Here is a 15,251-nt window from a genome sequence, read left to right as displayed (position 1 = left end):
CATGGGTTTATAGTTGTTTATTTTGATATATCTGGCTATGTTTTATGTAGCGTATTTATACGGGAATTTTGCTAGAGCGTTGTTACAGACTCATTATCTATGGGGTAATAATAAATGAATTTAGTTGATTTCGCGTCGGGGTGTTGCTGTTTTAATTGACTGACTCCGCTCTAGTAAATACTGTACTTTTGACTTCCATTGTCTCACTTGTGTCATCTGATAATTTACCATATAAATATAGGTCAGCTTTATTTCCACTGTCATATATACAGGCATAAAAACCATTACGTCCAGTGACTGGATCTGCTGGACTTAGTGTACTGCCATCTGCACAATTGGGTATACAAGTACCAGAAGTGGTTTCATAGACAGTGCCATTTGGACAAGTGAGAGGGTTGCCTTCACGTACTGGAGCTTTAATTGCATCAACAATAAAATTACCATTACGTGTAATGGATTTTGATGGTGGATTAGAATTATCAGCCCATACACCAGTGCTATCGCCTATAGAGTAGGTAACAGTATTAGAGTTATCGAACTCATAAGATAGTGCATCATTCGGTGTAGGGTTGGTAACACCTACTGGATAATTTATTGTGAGTGTAGGGATTGTTAAGCTCATCACTTCTGAATCACTTCCAGCACTTATTGTATTTGCCATCCTAATTTCGTTAGCAATATAATCTAAGGCACGATTTAAGTTAGTACGCCTCTGAGTTTCAAATTCTGCTTTTTTGTTTTGTTGGAGTATAGATACAAATGCTGTTCCAGCTAAAGTAACAACAAGTGACATGATGACTGTTGCTACCAGGAGTTCTATTAATGTAAATCCTTTCTCGACCACAAAATCAGATTTGATTTTCTTGATTTGAGATTTCATTGTTTCCACCTAGATCATTAATCAATTCTTTCTAATCTTTCTAAAATATATTTCTAGGGATTACAGTTAGCAAAAGTAGTACCAGTACCAGTGTAATCACCCTTGCCAATTAATCCCAGTGGACTAGATACAACTAAACATTTTTTGAGATTGTTGTTAACATTATGAGTTACAACAACCGTAACCTGGGATGATGATTCCCCCGACAAATTAAAGTTAAAATCAGAGATAGAGGTTGCTAATGACACATTTTCTAATGTGCGATCGCCTGTTATCAAACAGGTATTTCCGTTGCTAGTAACTCTAGGTATAGTTGTATCAAAAGCTATATTACAAGTCTTTGACTTAGCGATGGCTTGTCTCTGAGCTTCTTTGATTGCACCTTCAATATTAGTGATTGCAGAGTCTACTTGTTTTCTGTGATTCCAAGCCAAGAAACTAGGGGCAGAAAAAGCCATCAAAATACCAACAATTACTACTACAGTTAGAACTTCTGTAATTGTAAATCCCTGATTATTGTTTAAGGCATTGATATGACGCATTGGGTATTACCTCACTAGAAACTTCAGCTATGAATCGGTCAGGATTATTATCTGGATTACCATTATTGTCTGGAACAACTAAATAGTTAATCTTTAAGACATCATAAGGGGAAGCGTTAACGGTAGTATCTTCTCGCATTACCCATATTTTCTTCTCTGTTTTCGGTATGGTATAAGGAGCGTAACCAGAAACAGCTTTATAAGCTACATTCTCATAAGAAAATCCTGTTTGGGAAATCAGATCAGTTACTGTTTTTGTCCGCAATTTCGCAGCCAATCCTGTGCTTTCGCTTGCAGCATTACATAATGTATTATTGACAAGTACAGTATCATTAGATACAGAAGTCTCTAAGCCCGGTAATGCTAGTGTAATTTCGTTATCTATAGAGTTTATGGAAAAATCTTTGTAAACATCTGGTGTTCCTGTAAATTGAACTTCATCACTAGTTGTTAAATTCTCAACTGAGCTTAACTTTATGGTTCTTGTATTTGGATTTGCAATGAGCAGACCATTAACATCAGCTGTTGTCACAATTGCTTGAGGAAATTCATATTCACTGGCCTTATTTCTGATCCGTTCCAGGTCTTCCTGAATTAAGTTACTTGCTGTTGTGTACACTTTAGCTTTGGCTTTAAAAGTAGCAGAAATTACCATCATTTGCATAGCCGCTGCTGTAAAGAAAGTAACTACTATGATGGAAACCAAAACTTCGAGTAAGCTAAAGCCAGAATCTGGATGGGGTTTTTGCTTGTTCATAAAATTAATACCTATTTAATTTAATTCACCTCTTTTCTTGTCCATGCACCTGTAGGATTAACGATTGGTGGCAGTTGAGAATCCATTGTTATTGCCCCTGCAACAGCGTCCCATGTTCCCTCTTGTTGTACATGAACGTGGCTACCACCAGCACTAGAACTACATCCAGTTGCTTCCCCCCAACGTTTAGCCCAAACTGCCCCTTTATAATTAATTGCGTTTCCTCCTCCGTTAACTCCTACGTCATAGTTGGGAGCTAAAATAAAAGCCTCAATTCTTCTGCCACCATTGATACAAATCTGTGGATTACTCTCAGTAGAAGTTCCAAAGATTGTTAAACTCATAGGTTCACAAGCACCATCGGTTTCACAGATGATATCCACATTTCGAGAAATACTTCCTGAGAAATAGAAAACTACTTTTGTATTGGGTTTAATTTTTATGGTTGTGTTATTGGCAATGCTACTGATCGTGTAATAATAGGCATCTTCACCAGCAAAATCCATCCTGAAATGCTCATCTTTAGGTTTAGGTCTACTAGGATTACTAAAATCCTCAGTATTATTAGGAAGAGTGATATTACCACTAACTGCTCCCAAGGGAATAGTACCTGGCACATGAGCGTTATCATCGAACGGATCGGTAGGAGGATTTTCAGGAGGACTACCAATAATTCTTTCGTCTGGCTGCGGTGGTATGGATGGCATGATCAAATCTGTCTTGATCACCTTATGATTGCCGATAATGCCACTGGTTTCCATTGTGCTGAGGTCAGCATCACAATTATTTATAAGTATATCGCCGTCTATTCGATTACGACCTGTACCATCAGTATCACTAGAACCACCAACCCATACTGCTGGGAATGGAATACCATTAATATCACCGGGACGGATGGGAATACTTGCCTCTAACCTAGCAATAGATGTAGTAGTATTGTTTTGCCCTTCTGGAGTTATTCGACCTTCAACAGTTAATCTACCTATGCCTGGTTGCGATGTTAGTTCACCACGTCTATATATGTAAGAAACAAGTCTAAATTGTTTTTTTCCTGGTTGAAAGTTTGGATCTGGGTTAAGTGGGTCGTCTACATCTTTCCAATCCGTACTAGCATATATATCCCTAATATCGTCTAAATCTGTAACATTACAAGCTGATGTCATCCCTTGGATATTTTGTAAGTTTGACCAACTCATTTCCCTAACAAGAGTGGTAGTCGCACTATCATTACACCCTGCTCCAGGATCACTGTTAGTACGGTTTATACAATCTGGATATTGAGATAGTCGCCTATTCGCACCACTTTTATTGAAAAATGTTTTGTAAAAAGCAATACCGCTTTCAGCTGCGGCTAATGCCTGTTGTGTTTGCTTTTGGTTTGAGGCGACAATTGTATCTCCTTGAGACCTGATAGTCATAGTTAACCCCACCAAAATCATAATTATCCCTAGAGTAACAGCGATTACTATAGCAAATCCCGATTCTCCACGGTGGAGAAGCAAAGCCATTTTTAATCTGGTATTGATAGTTTTTTGCATGGTATGGTTACTTCATTGACTACGAAGATATAAGATTAATACCTAATTAGCGACATAATAGATATGTGCTTTTATACCGAATTAATAAAACTTAAAAGGATATATAATGCTTTGTTAAGATTATATTATCCAAGTGTTTACAGCGTTTTTGTGATCTCAATCTAAATAAAAATACAATCAGAAAATGAGATTGTAAGTGTTGCTTTATTCTTAGTGTACCCTATTTTATTGTCATTTATTTCAGTAACTATACTGTATATTTGAAGTTTAAGTAAAGATAGGGCTTCAATGATTTTACTGTATTCATATTAGGAGTTACTCACTGACAATCCGTTTTAAATATGGGTTTGTAAAAAAATATATCTTGTGTATGAAGTTGAGAAATGCGAAACTTCTAGCCATATCAATCTTATTGACAATCAAAATTATTGTGAATAATAGACGTAAATGACCTATTTTGGTAAAATTATACCATGGTGAATTTATACAGCGCGTAAGTCCTAGAATAAACCGATGTTCACTTGCATATAAAAAAACAGTAGAACTCAAAATGTATGTTCTACTGTTCTTTATGAGGAGATGCCGCTCATTTCCCGACAATGTGATATTTACTATCCATTTTCTATTGTATTTCGGGACATTAAGCGATTAAATTAAGCCTTTTTTACCAATTTCAATTTGCGCTGACAAGCCAAGAAACCAACAGTTGCTAATAAGCCAAACATAGCAGAAGGTTCGGGAACGGATCTAGAAATAGTTCCTACCAAAGCCAGTGAAGGGGATGCTGCGGTATTGAAGTCAATAACCAACGAATTTATAGACTGTCCAGAAGCAATACCAAAATCATCTAAATTGACTTTAGCTACATTGATTGGGAAACGATTAACATCGTTAGTATATTCGTTTGTGAAAACACTTTGATAACTATTAGTTATACCATTGATAATTACCTTGAATATCGCTTCTGAACTATCCAAATCAAATAATGCTAGGTCAAATCCTGAACCATTCAATATTGGGTTATTAAAACCCATGCGAACTAGAGCGTTAGAGGATGTTGCATAAGCGTAAGTGTTAATAGCATTTTCACCTTGATCAATTAATACGCTGGTTACAGTTCCGCCAGATGTTGCGAAACTCCCAACAGTTCTTACTGAAGTAGCAAATCCATCATCGCTTAATTCAACACCACCAATTGTCACCGCACTTGCAGACTCAGCAGAAACACCTGCACCCAAAGCCATAGCTGTTGTAGCTACACCCACACCAATAGACTGTAAAGCTTTCTTGGATAATGACTGACAAAAATTCTTTAAGTTACTCATCTGAGGTATTTCCTGTGTATAGAATAAGGTTTTTTTGGATTAATAAATGCAATTTTGCTGTACCGAATGTACTTTCTTGTAAGAAGTAGTAACAGTATCAATATAGTCACTATTAGTTTACTTGCACATCAGTATAAGCACCAGTTTTTAGTCTATGTGTATAAGTATAAGCAATAAAGCTATCACTGAGTACATGAATAGAAAACTTTATGAAAGCTTTACATAAAAAAATACATAGTTTTCGTGATTATTGCCAGATAATGATGGAAAAATCACAAGCATATATGGCTTTAAAAAACAGGTTAATAGAAAAATACTCAATCTTTTAAGTATTTAAAATTACATATTTTTTTGTGAACAAGCTTCTTGATAATGTGTTTTTTTTGTAAAGTTTTACTTAAATACTTCTGTAGATAGATGAAATATTTACGTTAAAATGATTTTTGTTACAAGTATAAACATTTAAAGCCAAATGGAGTATCAACAGACACTCCATTACTGACATTAAAAGATTAGTAATGATTCAAATTGATACCTGCTTCTTTTGCCATTGCCTCTAAACCTTTGCTGTCTAGGGTTTTAATGGCTTTAGTAGAAAGTTTTAGTTTCACCCAACGATTACCACCAGGCCACCAAACCCGCTTATTTTGCAGGTTAGCGTGTTGTAAACGCTTGGTGCGACGGTGGGAGTGGGAAATGGACATGGCATTATTAGCTTTCTTACCAGTCAATTGACAACGACGGGACATTTATATTCTCCTAATTGTTATTTGGGTACAACCTTTCTATTTTAGACTATGAATCAGCAACGTCTGAGAAAACTATTAATTGGCGATTTTACTTGGTCAAGAATGCTTAAATCCTTAGTCTTAATCTATATAGTATTTGCCGTATATGTATATTTCCGTGCAGATAGTATGATTTTTCTTCCCCCCAGTCCTGGATATGAAGACACAAAAGAGATTATAAAACTCAAAACCAGGAATAATCAGCGAATTTCCGCTATTTACCTCCAAAATCCCACTGCTAAATATACAATTATGTATATTCACGGAAACGCTGAAGATTTGGGTTCTGTTCGCTCAACCTTGGAAAAAATAAGAGATTTAGGCTTCAGTGTTTTTGCTTATGACTATCGTGGTTATGGAACGAGTGAGGGAACACCCACAGAAACATCAGCTTATGAAGATATTGAAACTGCTTACAATTATTTAATTCAAGAATTACAAATCACATCAGAAAAAATCATAGTTTTTGGACGTTCTGTAGGTGGTGGTTCAGCGGTAGATTTAGCAGTAAGAAAACCTGTGGGTGGTTTAGTGCTGGAAAGTGCTTTTACTTCAGCTTTTCGGGTAGTTGTACCTGTACCGATTTTACCTTTTGATATATTTAATAATATAGATAAAATTCAAAAAGTCAAATGTCCGGTTTTGATAATGCACGGTAAACAGGATGAAATTGTTCCTTTTCAGCATGGTAAAAAGTTGTTTGCATCTGTCAAATCACCTAAACTTTATTTGTGGGTAGACTCAGCAAAACATAATGATTTTGATTTAGTTGCAGGAGATAAATATGGACAAACTCTAAGGGATTTTGTGCAAATTATTTCCTCAAATCATTGAAAAATAATTACTCCACCTAACTCTTCCATTATTTCTTCTAGCAGTGCTTCCATCATTTCATCACTGGAATCACGTAAACTTTCTGGACCTTCTAGGAATTCCTTGATAGTCATTTTTTTATCTTTAAACGCCTGAACAAAATCACGGATTTCTTCAATCACATTAATTTGGGAATCTAGGGTTTTTAACATTAAATCAATGGGATCGAATCCTTGTTTTTTAGCTTTGCGGAAGTCAGAAACCATTGACCCTTCTGGGGTATTTTTAGCTAAACTTAGTTCTTGCCTTAATTTATCATATTGATTTTTGAGAATTTCGTTTTGCTGCTCTAGTTTTTTACATCTGCGAGTTAAATCATCTTCATTATTATTATCAATATTTTCTCCCAACTGGTGCTGATTTTCAATTTCTAATAATCGTGCTAAATCCCCTTCTTGATAAGCTTTATTAATTTCTTTCATGATCTCTGTGTGAGATTTGTGGGTGTCTGGATCTTGTACTTTGTCAGGATGAAAGATTTCTGCTAGTTTTAAGAATGTCTGTCTCACTTTTTTAGAGTCTTCGGTTCTGGGCGCTGATGCTGTTTCTAATTCATCTTGTGAATACCAATATTGATGACGATTTTGATGATTTTCATCATCATTAAATTCTGGATTTTCAAATAATTCATCTAATTCTGGATCATCATCATCTTCTTCTTCTCCAAGTGCTTTGGGGCTGATGATTCCTTCCATTTGCAAACTCATGTACAAAGATTCTATTTTCTTTTGGGTTTGTTTACCAAACTTTCTAGTTGTGAAAATTTCTGTAAAAATGGCATGAATTTCTTGATCTAAATCTGCCCTTTTTTGAAAAATAGGGCTGGATTTTTGAAACATTTCTGTGGCTATATCACGCATTCTTTCCACAAAATTATTTAATTCTGTGCGTTTCTTTTTAATCTTTTTGAGTATTGATTGATGGTCTTTTTCTAGAGATTCTAAATATATATGTAGGTCTGAGAGTGCTAAGGTTGGGTTTGTAGATTTTGGGGATGCAGATTTGGTTTTTTTAGGCATGATAAATCAGGGAATGGGTGATGGGTGATGGGTAATTGAGAATGAAAATTACCCAATCACCAATTATTAGCTTAATTGTGTTTCTGAAACCCAAGCACCTTGGAAACCATAGGGTACTCGTTGAGGAGTTATCACTCTTGCAACTGCTTCACTGGTGATATTTTGAGCGTTTATAACTACTAATTCAGAAGTTTGTGAATTTTTATCATAAACAAAGGTGATTAACTAAACATCATCTTATGCGGCTGCATTTAAACGGAGTGCAAAAACGGCTTTACCACCGTATCTATGTTTTCCGAATTCATGGGTTTGAGTTGTACCATAATTAAAATTGTACTTAATTATGCCTTCAAATAAAGGTAAAGAATTTTGAGCCATTTTCCCTGCATAACCATATTGGGTGTTTCTTCCCAGAATGTAGGGGCGGGGTCTCCCCACCTTTTATTCATAGATTACTAAAATCAACACTCCATATCCAGCATGAAATATAACCCCGAAATTCATCATCGCCAATCAATTCGTCTACAGGGTTATGATTATTCACAGCCAGAAGCATATTTCATTACAATCTGTACCCAACACCGTGAGTGTAATTTAGGCGAAATCATTAATGGGGAAATAAAATTCACCGTCAGGGAAACCCCGCCCCTATGGAAAAAAATAACGTTGGGACAAATTATCGCGTATTACAAATATCAAACAATAAAGATCCAAACAACTGCTGTAGGGTCGGGATTTCTCCACCTTTTTATCGTTAATTTTTTCTCAAAGCGGGTGGCGGGAATCGAACCCGCATCAATAGCTTGGAAGGCTATGGTTTTACCACTAAACTACACCCGCACTGGGACAAGCTTTTTGAAAGCCTGATATTATTGCTTGACTTTCTACAGACTAGGAGCTATGGACTAATACTAAGGTCAACACAAACCAATATAACATACAGATTGCGGAAAATACAACCCCCTATGAAAAAATCTCAAATTTTTTATCTTTAACCGCTTATAAGCCTTTGTGTATTAGTTTTTACATATCTAGCGGGAAGTGCTGTACTGGAAATTAGCTTCTAGTCTACCAATCTTCGTTCAGAGTTATTAATTATATCAATTCTAATCCTCATATATAAGTTACTTAATCCTGGTTTTGATCCATCTAGATTATAAGCAGGGACAAAATTTTCGTTTTTAAAAACCTCGTTTAAAGCCTGTTCATAGATGTCTTTCTCACCCACAACTGTAACCGGTTCAATAGTAATAATTTCTGCTTTTTGACAATTACCATTTTGATCAATTATCAAACTGGCCATTACATTAGCTGGTTTTAATCCATATTCACCCAGAACAATATCTAATTCTATTTCTTTGGTAGAACTACCTTGATATTCTGCGAAAACATCCGGTAAAGCATCTACTCTGATTTTATTGTCTTGTCTTAATTTTTCTACTTCGTCTTTCTCTATAGGATTAATGTTAACTCTAATTCCTACTCCTTTTACAGTGGGAGTAACTTCTGGTGTGGGAATTGGTGAGTTTTCTGGTATAGGAATTGGTGAGTTTTCTGGTATGGGAATTGGTGAGTTTTCTGGTGTGGGAATTGGTGAATCTGATGTCAGATTACCAGGTAATGCAGTACCTTCTCCCAGCTTAATTTCTTGACGACGATTCCAAGGAAGATCATTTAATGGAATTGTCTGCTGTGGTGTGGGTATAGGTATGGGAGGAATTTTTATTTCCGGTTTTGTTTCTGGTATAACTGTAGGTTGAGGCGTTGGTTTTGGTTTGGTTTTTACAGGTTGGTTACTAACAGAAATATTCTCATTTTTACTCTGGTTGGAAAAATCTAAATCAGAATTTATAACTGGATTATCTATTATTTTTTCAGTGCTTTGTGTAGTTTTTGGTAAAGAACTTGTAACAGATTTTGGCTCATTTCGTTGAGCAGTTAACTGAGGTTTTGGTTCAAGTTTAGGAGTTGAATTTGCTTCTTCTTTAGGGGAAATTTCTATAAACTCAATACTAATGGCATCTTGACTAGGTTGAGGAATCCAATGTTTAAATTTATCTAAAGATGGTAGTAGAAACAAAACCGCTAATAAATGAAGAGACATGGAACTGATCAACACAAAAATCCACAACCAAGGTGGATCTGTATGTTTATATTTAGTATTTTTATCCTGTAAATTAAGACTGGGATTAATACTATTCATAATTGATCAACCAGTAAAAGATTATAGTTAACAATTTATTTTATAGTGGTATGCGCTGGGATGAGATACACAATTAATTGACGACAAAACCCTTACATTCAGATACTTTAAAGTGTGTCACCCGTTAAGTCTGGTGTGACTATAAAAGTAAGAACTGTTTCATCTATACCTTTTAATTCTAAAGGACTACCCTTAGTAATTTCTTCTTCCTGCAAATAATCTGCCACAGCAGCAGAGACTAGAATCGTACCAGGGATAGCAGCAGCTTGCAGCCTAGCAGCAATATTCACACTAGGACCGATGGCTGTATAGTCTGCACACTCTGAACTACCGAACATTCCTACTACTGCTGTACCTTGATGAATACCACAACGGAATTGTACACCTTTACGTCCATCGGTTTCAAATATTCCTTGTTCTGACCAACGCCTATTTAAATTTATCAGTGCGTTTTGCATTCCTCTGGCGGTATTAATAGCACGACGTACCTGTTCATTAGGGGTTAATTCTTCTGGCGCTCCGTACAAGGCTAAAATAGCATCACCCATAAATTTATCCACCGTACCCCCATTACTAAATACTACCTTGCTCATAGTTTCTAAATATTCATTGAGTACCTCTGCAACTTTCCGAGATCGGAGGGTATTAGATAGTTGGGTAAAACCGACAATATCGCTAAATAAAACCGTAACTAACCGTGGTTCTGGGCGCAAATCTAAGGATAAAGTTCCCGCAGCAGCTTTTTTAACTAATGCAGATGGTAAAAAACGTTTGAGGACTGATTCTGTTAAGTAAGTGTTTAACTCCAAGACTCGTTTTTCATTTTCTTTAAGTGCTAACAGATTTCTTACTTCTGCTAGTAGTTCTCGATCATTAAATGGTTTAGCTAAATAAGCATCAGCGCCATATTCTGTTCCTTCAATGCGGGTTTCTTCATCAGCTTTTGCTGTTAACAGAACTGTAGGTATGCCTCGTACCATGTCATCACTACGGATCATCTGAATCATTTCTAGTCCTGTCACTAGGGGCATCATCAGATCAGTAATAATTAAACTAGGGAAAATTTCCCGCGCTAGGTTATATCCTTCATAACCATTCCTAGCTGTAGCTACTTGATAGCCATTTTGACGCATAATTTCCCCTACATAGAAACGCATATCTGGGTTATCATCTACAACTAAAATTAGTTGTTCATTGAATGATGAACTGTGAGCTTCTCCAAAGGAATCTAGTGTTTGGGGATGACGTGATACTTCTGTGATCACAAATTCTTGTTCATTTTCTGCTGATTCTATCTGTTCTAAATCTGCTAGTTCTACATTGGCACGGTTGAGATTTAATTCTAAAGGTGTATCTATGACTTGTTCTGGCGGTAAGTGTTCTGAGCCAGTTAACAACCGGATATTAAATTGAGTGCCTTGACCATAAACAGATTCAACAGTGACTTCACCGCCGTGGAGTTCTACTAATTCTTTAACTAAGGATAGGCCTAAACCACTGCCTTCATAGCTGCGATTTTCTGAACCTTCTGCTTGACGGAATCTTTCAAATAAGTAAGGAATTTGTTCGGGAAGAATGCCAATGCCTGTATCTTGAATTTGTAATATGCAACCATTACCGTCATTGAATAATCGCACAGTAATTTTACCGCCGTCGGGAGTAAATTTCATGGCATTTGACAGGAGGTTGTATAGTACCTTGTCAAACTTTTCCATGTCTAAATAAACTGTGGGACATTCAAGCAAATCCGTTAGAATCCTGAGTCCTTTTTTCTCGCCATAAAGACGAAATGATTCAACAATTTGGGTGACAAATTCTACTAGATCACAAGGATGAAAACTAGGCTGCATTCTACCAGCGTCTAAGCGCTGTAAATCTAGTAGCTGATTAACTAATCGCAGCAGACGACGGGAGTTACGCAGAGCGATGACACATTGGGAGTCAGATAATCCTTCTTTGTTATTGACTGCTGATTCTAATGGTCCCTGAATTAAGGTGATGGGAGTTCTAAATTCATGGGAGATGTTTTGGAAAAATTCAGTTTTTTGTCTGTCTAGTTGCAGTAATCTTTCCGCTTGTTCACGGGTAGTTTGATATAACCTTGATTGTTGAACGGCGATCGCTGCTTGGGCGGCTACTGCTTTGGCCAGTTCAATTTCCGATGGCAACCACTTACGGATTTTGTCACCTTCTCTGAGAGTGATACTACCAATACATTTACCATCCCTGAGAAGAGGTACAACCATGAGCGATCGCGGTCTCATTCTCAGAGGTAAATCAAAGGCTTGTACATCCCTAGGCGAATGGGCAATATCAGCAATTACCACAGGTTCTTGTGTTCTGAGAATTTCTTGTAAAATTGGATTTTTATGAATAGGTGATTGGGAACTAGATAAGTTCTGAGTTAAAGAACGCTTGTTTTTATCAAAATTACGTTCTTGGAAATTATTGATATTTTTAGAGCTATCGTATAAACCTACACATTGAACAAACTCGTCATCTTCTGTCCATAAAGACAAAACACAGCCGTCTACTTGCAAAGCTTCTCCTAATTTCTGGGTAATGGCTGCAAATATATCCTGGGGATCTAAACTAGAGCGAATTTCACTGGTAATTATATTAATTAAAGATTCTCGCTTTGCTAAAGCTTCTACTTCTTCATAAGCATAGGCTTGGGATAAGGCCAAAGCGGCCTGATCAGCAACAATTGATACCAGTTGTACTTCGTCTTCTTCCCAAATACGCGATTGGTCACACTGATGTAAAGCTAATACGGCCCTCACTTCTTGCTGACAAATCAGTGGTACAACTAGGCTAGATAAAATATTAGCATTTCTAAATGCCGTAGCCCGTTCTTCATGAGATTGAATAAGCTGATCCTCAGCAGCATCTTGAATTACCTGGACTTCGCTAGTTTCCCAGACTGTATGTGCTAAAAGAGTTAGTGGGGTAACAGAATTTGTAGTGTTCTGAAGATAAATTTGTTGATTTTCAGTTGTGGAAGAACTTTCTGATATCTGAATTATTTCTTGACGAGATTTTTGATAAATAAAGCCTTCATCTGCTAATTCGTTATCCTGAAAGGGACGTAACAAACAGACATCAACTTCCAGCATATGTCCTACTGTATCAACAATAGTTTGTAAAATTTGCCGATAGTCCAGAGCGCTGCGGATTGTATTTGTAACAGTATTAAGTAGGGACTCTCTCCGTAAAGTCCTTGTTAATTCACGGGTTCTGGCTTTGAGGACATTATGGGTATCCAAAGCTTGGCGGACTACTGCTTTAAGTTCTTCGGCTTCCCACGGTTTTGTAACATACTTAAATACTTTGCCAGAGTTAATCGCCTCCACCAAATCTTCTACATCGGTGTAGCCAGTTAAAATAATCCGAATAATATCTGGGTATTGAGTTGCTGTCAGACTTAAAAATTCTGTCCCGCTCATCATTGGCATCCGCTGATCGGAGATAATGACAGCTATATCCCCCTCTTGTGCCAATAGTTCTAATGCCGCAGGACCAGAGTTCGCCCTCAGCACCTGATACTCCCGATAGAAACTACGATAAAGTAGGTCTAGGTTGTCCGGTTCATCATCAACAACCAAGATTTTGGGTTTACTGTTTGCTTGTAATGTCATGCACCGCTTTCCTGCTGCAACGGCAATCGGGTAAAGAATAATCTACTCATATAAGGATGCTTCTGAATCATGCAGGTTTTGAGCATTTCGACCAATAAACTGTTGGGCCACATGACGGCTAAATATAAAGGTGTCTAGTCAAAGTAATTAAAGTCAATTAATAACTACTGCAAAAACTGTTTGGGGTTTTCCTGTAACTGTTGAATTGAGTTGGTTTTGTTGTGATTAATGACGTTGTTTTGTATTAACAAAATTGTTTGTCACCTCCTTTTATGAGTTTTGATTGCTACATACGAGTTTCTTTTGTGTATGAGAGATGATCGTGAGGTTGTATCTTGATTTTTCTCATTCCAGCCGTAATACTAACACTTGTAGGTCAATTTTCTGAATAGTAGTTATGCTAGAGTCATGAATATCACACAAAATCTTAGCTTGGCTAGACAAAGTATACTATCAAACAAGTATATCTTGCTAGTTTCATCATCATAACTAAAATATTGGGGAAGATAGCAGTAAATAAATCATTCCGTCAATCCTCGCCATTTCACTACCCGAAAATTCTTCGCAAAAGTATAATAAACTTCACAGTTGACGTATCTAAATATTTGCAATGCTATCTTGATTTTATGGCTTTTTTTAATTCATACCCTTTTATATCACTGTTAAGGATGAATCATAAATCTAAGTTAGACGACAGTATATAGACATTTAAGTAAACTTCATTAAATTCACATAATTCTCAACTAGCTTTGAAACCCTGGTTTTCTCGCCCACATCATCAACAGTCAGTCACAGATGCAAGCATTTCTCATTCATGTCAATTTCAAATACGTGCGGCTACATCTGCTGATTTACCCGGTATTGCCCAAATAATTACTGAAAGTTTCCACTCTCAAAAGGGTTTATGGGGATTGGTTTTCCCATTGTTCCGCTTGGGTATTTATGAAGACTTGAGATATCGTCTAGCTTCTATGACATCACATCAAATTTGTTTAGTAGCTATAGATACAACTATGCACGGAAATAATCAAGTCCTGGGAACTGTAGAAATTAGCTTACGTTTTAGTGATGGTTGGGTAAATGTTCGTAAATGCTTCCCATATTTGTCTAACTTAGCTGTTCACCCGAAATACCGTAGACATGGTCTAGCATCCAGTTTATTGACGAGTTGTGAACGAGTTTGCCAAAATTGGGGATTTGAAGATTTATATCTCCATGTTTTAGAAAACAATCATCAAGCTAGGCAGTTGTATTTCAAAATGGGTTATCAGGCGCAGAAAGTTGAATCTCATTGGGATGGCTTTTTTTTCCACACATCACGGCAAATCTTTTTACACAAACATATCAGTAAATATCCAGGCATGGTGAGGGATAGATAAGAAAATTCTGCTGCAAGTGCATCATTTCTATGTGTCATTTATATCTAGAGTGGTAATGTATTTTCTGAATGAAGACCAGATTTATTTTGCATTACAAACTGAAAACTTTATTAAAAGTTTAACAAATGTACCTAAATTTGAGAGACAAATTAGTTGTTATACCCTAGAATACTATTATTAATTTTGTAACAACACTTTGCTAGTCATCAATTTAGCTTAAATTAGGATTCGCCAGCAATTCTTATACATCAAATAAGGAAGACTAAGTAATTTCATTTGATTAAACTGCTAGTTAGTTGACGTTTTAAA

At 36.5% G+C, this 15,251-nt stretch carries 11 protein-coding genes, 1 tRNA gene and 1 pseudogene; 2 read left to right on the top strand and 11 right to left on the bottom strand.

What is annotated here, in order from left to right:
* Positions 1–151: 151 nt before the first annotated feature.
* From WJM97_RS01585 to rpmB, 6 genes are all read right to left on the bottom strand, one after another.
* Positions 152–880 carry a type II secretion system protein gene (locus tag WJM97_RS01585; protein ID WP_353931322.1) on the bottom strand — a complete coding sequence of 243 codons (729 nt, stop codon included), beginning with the start codon at positions 878–880 and terminating at the stop codon, positions 152–154.
* 53 nt (positions 881–933) lie between these two features.
* A complete protein-coding gene (locus tag WJM97_RS01580) occupies positions 934–1,422 on the bottom strand; it encodes a type II secretion system protein (protein WP_353931321.1) in 489 nt (162 codons plus the stop codon).
* Positions 1,394–2,179: a prepilin-type N-terminal cleavage/methylation domain-containing protein gene (locus WJM97_RS01575; protein WP_353931320.1), complete on the bottom strand. Its 786-nt coding sequence runs from the start codon at positions 2,177–2,179 to the stop codon at positions 1,394–1,396. The genes WJM97_RS01580 and WJM97_RS01575 overlap by 29 nt, the downstream gene beginning before the upstream one ends.
* Before the next feature lie 20 nt (positions 2,180–2,199).
* Entirely contained in the window at positions 2,200–3,717 is a 1,518-nt protein-coding gene (locus WJM97_RS01570) for a pilus assembly PilX N-terminal domain-containing protein (protein ID WP_353931319.1), read from the bottom strand.
* A gap of 653 nt (positions 3,718–4,370) precedes the next feature.
* Entirely contained in the window at positions 4,371–5,042 is a 672-nt protein-coding gene (locus WJM97_RS01565; RefSeq protein WP_353931318.1) for a hypothetical protein, read from the bottom strand.
* A 512-nt stretch (positions 5,043–5,554) separates the two neighbouring features.
* Positions 5,555–5,791, bottom strand: coding sequence for a 50S ribosomal protein L28 (gene rpmB, locus WJM97_RS01560; RefSeq protein ID WP_353931317.1), 237 nt, complete (start codon positions 5,789–5,791; stop codon positions 5,555–5,557).
* 48 nt (positions 5,792–5,839) lie between these two features.
* Between rpmB and WJM97_RS01555 the strand changes: the two genes are divergently transcribed.
* Positions 5,840–6,664 carry an alpha/beta hydrolase gene (locus WJM97_RS01555; protein ID WP_353931316.1) on the top strand — a complete coding sequence of 275 codons (825 nt, stop codon included), beginning with the start codon at positions 5,840–5,842 and terminating at the stop codon, positions 6,662–6,664.
* On the opposite strand, the gene WJM97_RS01550 is transcribed toward WJM97_RS01555, so the two are convergent.
* From WJM97_RS01550 to WJM97_RS01530, 5 genes and pseudogenes are all read right to left on the bottom strand, one after another.
* On the bottom strand, positions 6,658–7,722 hold the full coding sequence (locus WJM97_RS01550) for a J domain-containing protein (RefSeq protein ID WP_353931315.1): 1,065 nt from the start codon (positions 7,720–7,722) through the stop codon (positions 6,658–6,660). The genes WJM97_RS01555 and WJM97_RS01550 overlap by 7 nt on opposite strands.
* A 66-nt stretch (positions 7,723–7,788) precedes the next feature.
* A pseudogene (locus WJM97_RS01545) lies at positions 7,789–8,139 on the bottom strand (carotenoid oxygenase family protein); the annotation flags it as partial.
* Between the two features lie 352 nt (positions 8,140–8,491).
* Positions 8,492–8,562: transfer RNA gene (locus WJM97_RS01540), tRNA-Gly, on the bottom strand.
* A gap of 223 nt (positions 8,563–8,785) precedes the next feature.
* On the bottom strand, positions 8,786–9,925 hold the full coding sequence (locus tag WJM97_RS01535; RefSeq protein ID WP_353931314.1) for a hypothetical protein: 1,140 nt from the start codon (positions 9,923–9,925) through the stop codon (positions 8,786–8,788).
* A 107-nt stretch (positions 9,926–10,032) separates the two neighbouring features.
* Complete coding sequence (locus tag WJM97_RS01530; RefSeq protein WP_353931313.1) at positions 10,033–13,563, bottom strand: response regulator; 3,531 nt, start codon at positions 13,561–13,563, stop codon at positions 10,033–10,035.
* Positions 13,564–14,312: 749 nt separating this feature from the next.
* Here WJM97_RS01530 and WJM97_RS01525 point away from each other — a divergent pair.
* Positions 14,313–14,942: a GNAT family N-acetyltransferase gene (locus WJM97_RS01525; protein WP_353931312.1), complete on the top strand. Its 630-nt coding sequence runs from the start codon at positions 14,313–14,315 to the stop codon at positions 14,940–14,942.
* Positions 14,943–15,251: the final 309 nt, after the last annotated feature.

This window comes from Okeanomitos corallinicola TIOX110, from assembly GCF_038050375.1.
In the GTDB taxonomy this organism is placed as follows: domain Bacteria; phylum Cyanobacteriota; class Cyanobacteriia; order Cyanobacteriales; family Nostocaceae; genus Okeanomitos; species Okeanomitos corallinicola.
This window is presented reverse-complemented; position numbering and strand designations above follow the sequence as displayed.

What these genes read in the sequence shown, in the direction of transcription:
- WJM97_RS01530 (WP_353931313.1), bottom strand. Translation starts at nt 13,563, where the DNA reads ATGACATTACAAGCAAACAGTAAACCCAAAATCTTGGTTGTTGATGAT.
- WJM97_RS01550 (WP_353931315.1), bottom strand. Translation starts at nt 7,722, where the DNA reads ATGCCTAAAAAAACCAAATCTGCATCCCCAAAATCTACAAACCCAACC.
- WJM97_RS01555 (WP_353931316.1), top strand. Translation starts at nt 5,840, where the DNA reads ATGAATCAGCAACGTCTGAGAAAACTATTAATTGGCGATTTTACTTGG.
- WJM97_RS01575 (WP_353931320.1), bottom strand. Translation starts at nt 2,179, where the DNA reads ATGAACAAGCAAAAACCCCATCCAGATTCTGGCTTTAGCTTACTCGAA.
- WJM97_RS01585 (WP_353931322.1), bottom strand. Translation starts at nt 880, where the DNA reads ATGAAATCTCAAATCAAGAAAATCAAATCTGATTTTGTGGTCGAGAAA.
- WJM97_RS01565 (WP_353931318.1), bottom strand. Translation starts at nt 5,042, where the DNA reads ATGAGTAACTTAAAGAATTTTTGTCAGTCATTATCCAAGAAAGCTTTA.
- WJM97_RS01570 (WP_353931319.1), bottom strand. Translation starts at nt 3,717, where the DNA reads ATGCAAAAAACTATCAATACCAGATTAAAAATGGCTTTGCTTCTCCAC.
- WJM97_RS01535 (WP_353931314.1), bottom strand. Translation starts at nt 9,925, where the DNA reads ATGAATAGTATTAATCCCAGTCTTAATTTACAGGATAAAAATACTAAA.
- rpmB (WP_353931317.1), bottom strand. Translation starts at nt 5,791, where the DNA reads ATGTCCCGTCGTTGTCAATTGACTGGTAAGAAAGCTAATAATGCCATG.
- WJM97_RS01580 (WP_353931321.1), bottom strand. Translation starts at nt 1,422, where the DNA reads ATGCGTCATATCAATGCCTTAAACAATAATCAGGGATTTACAATTACA.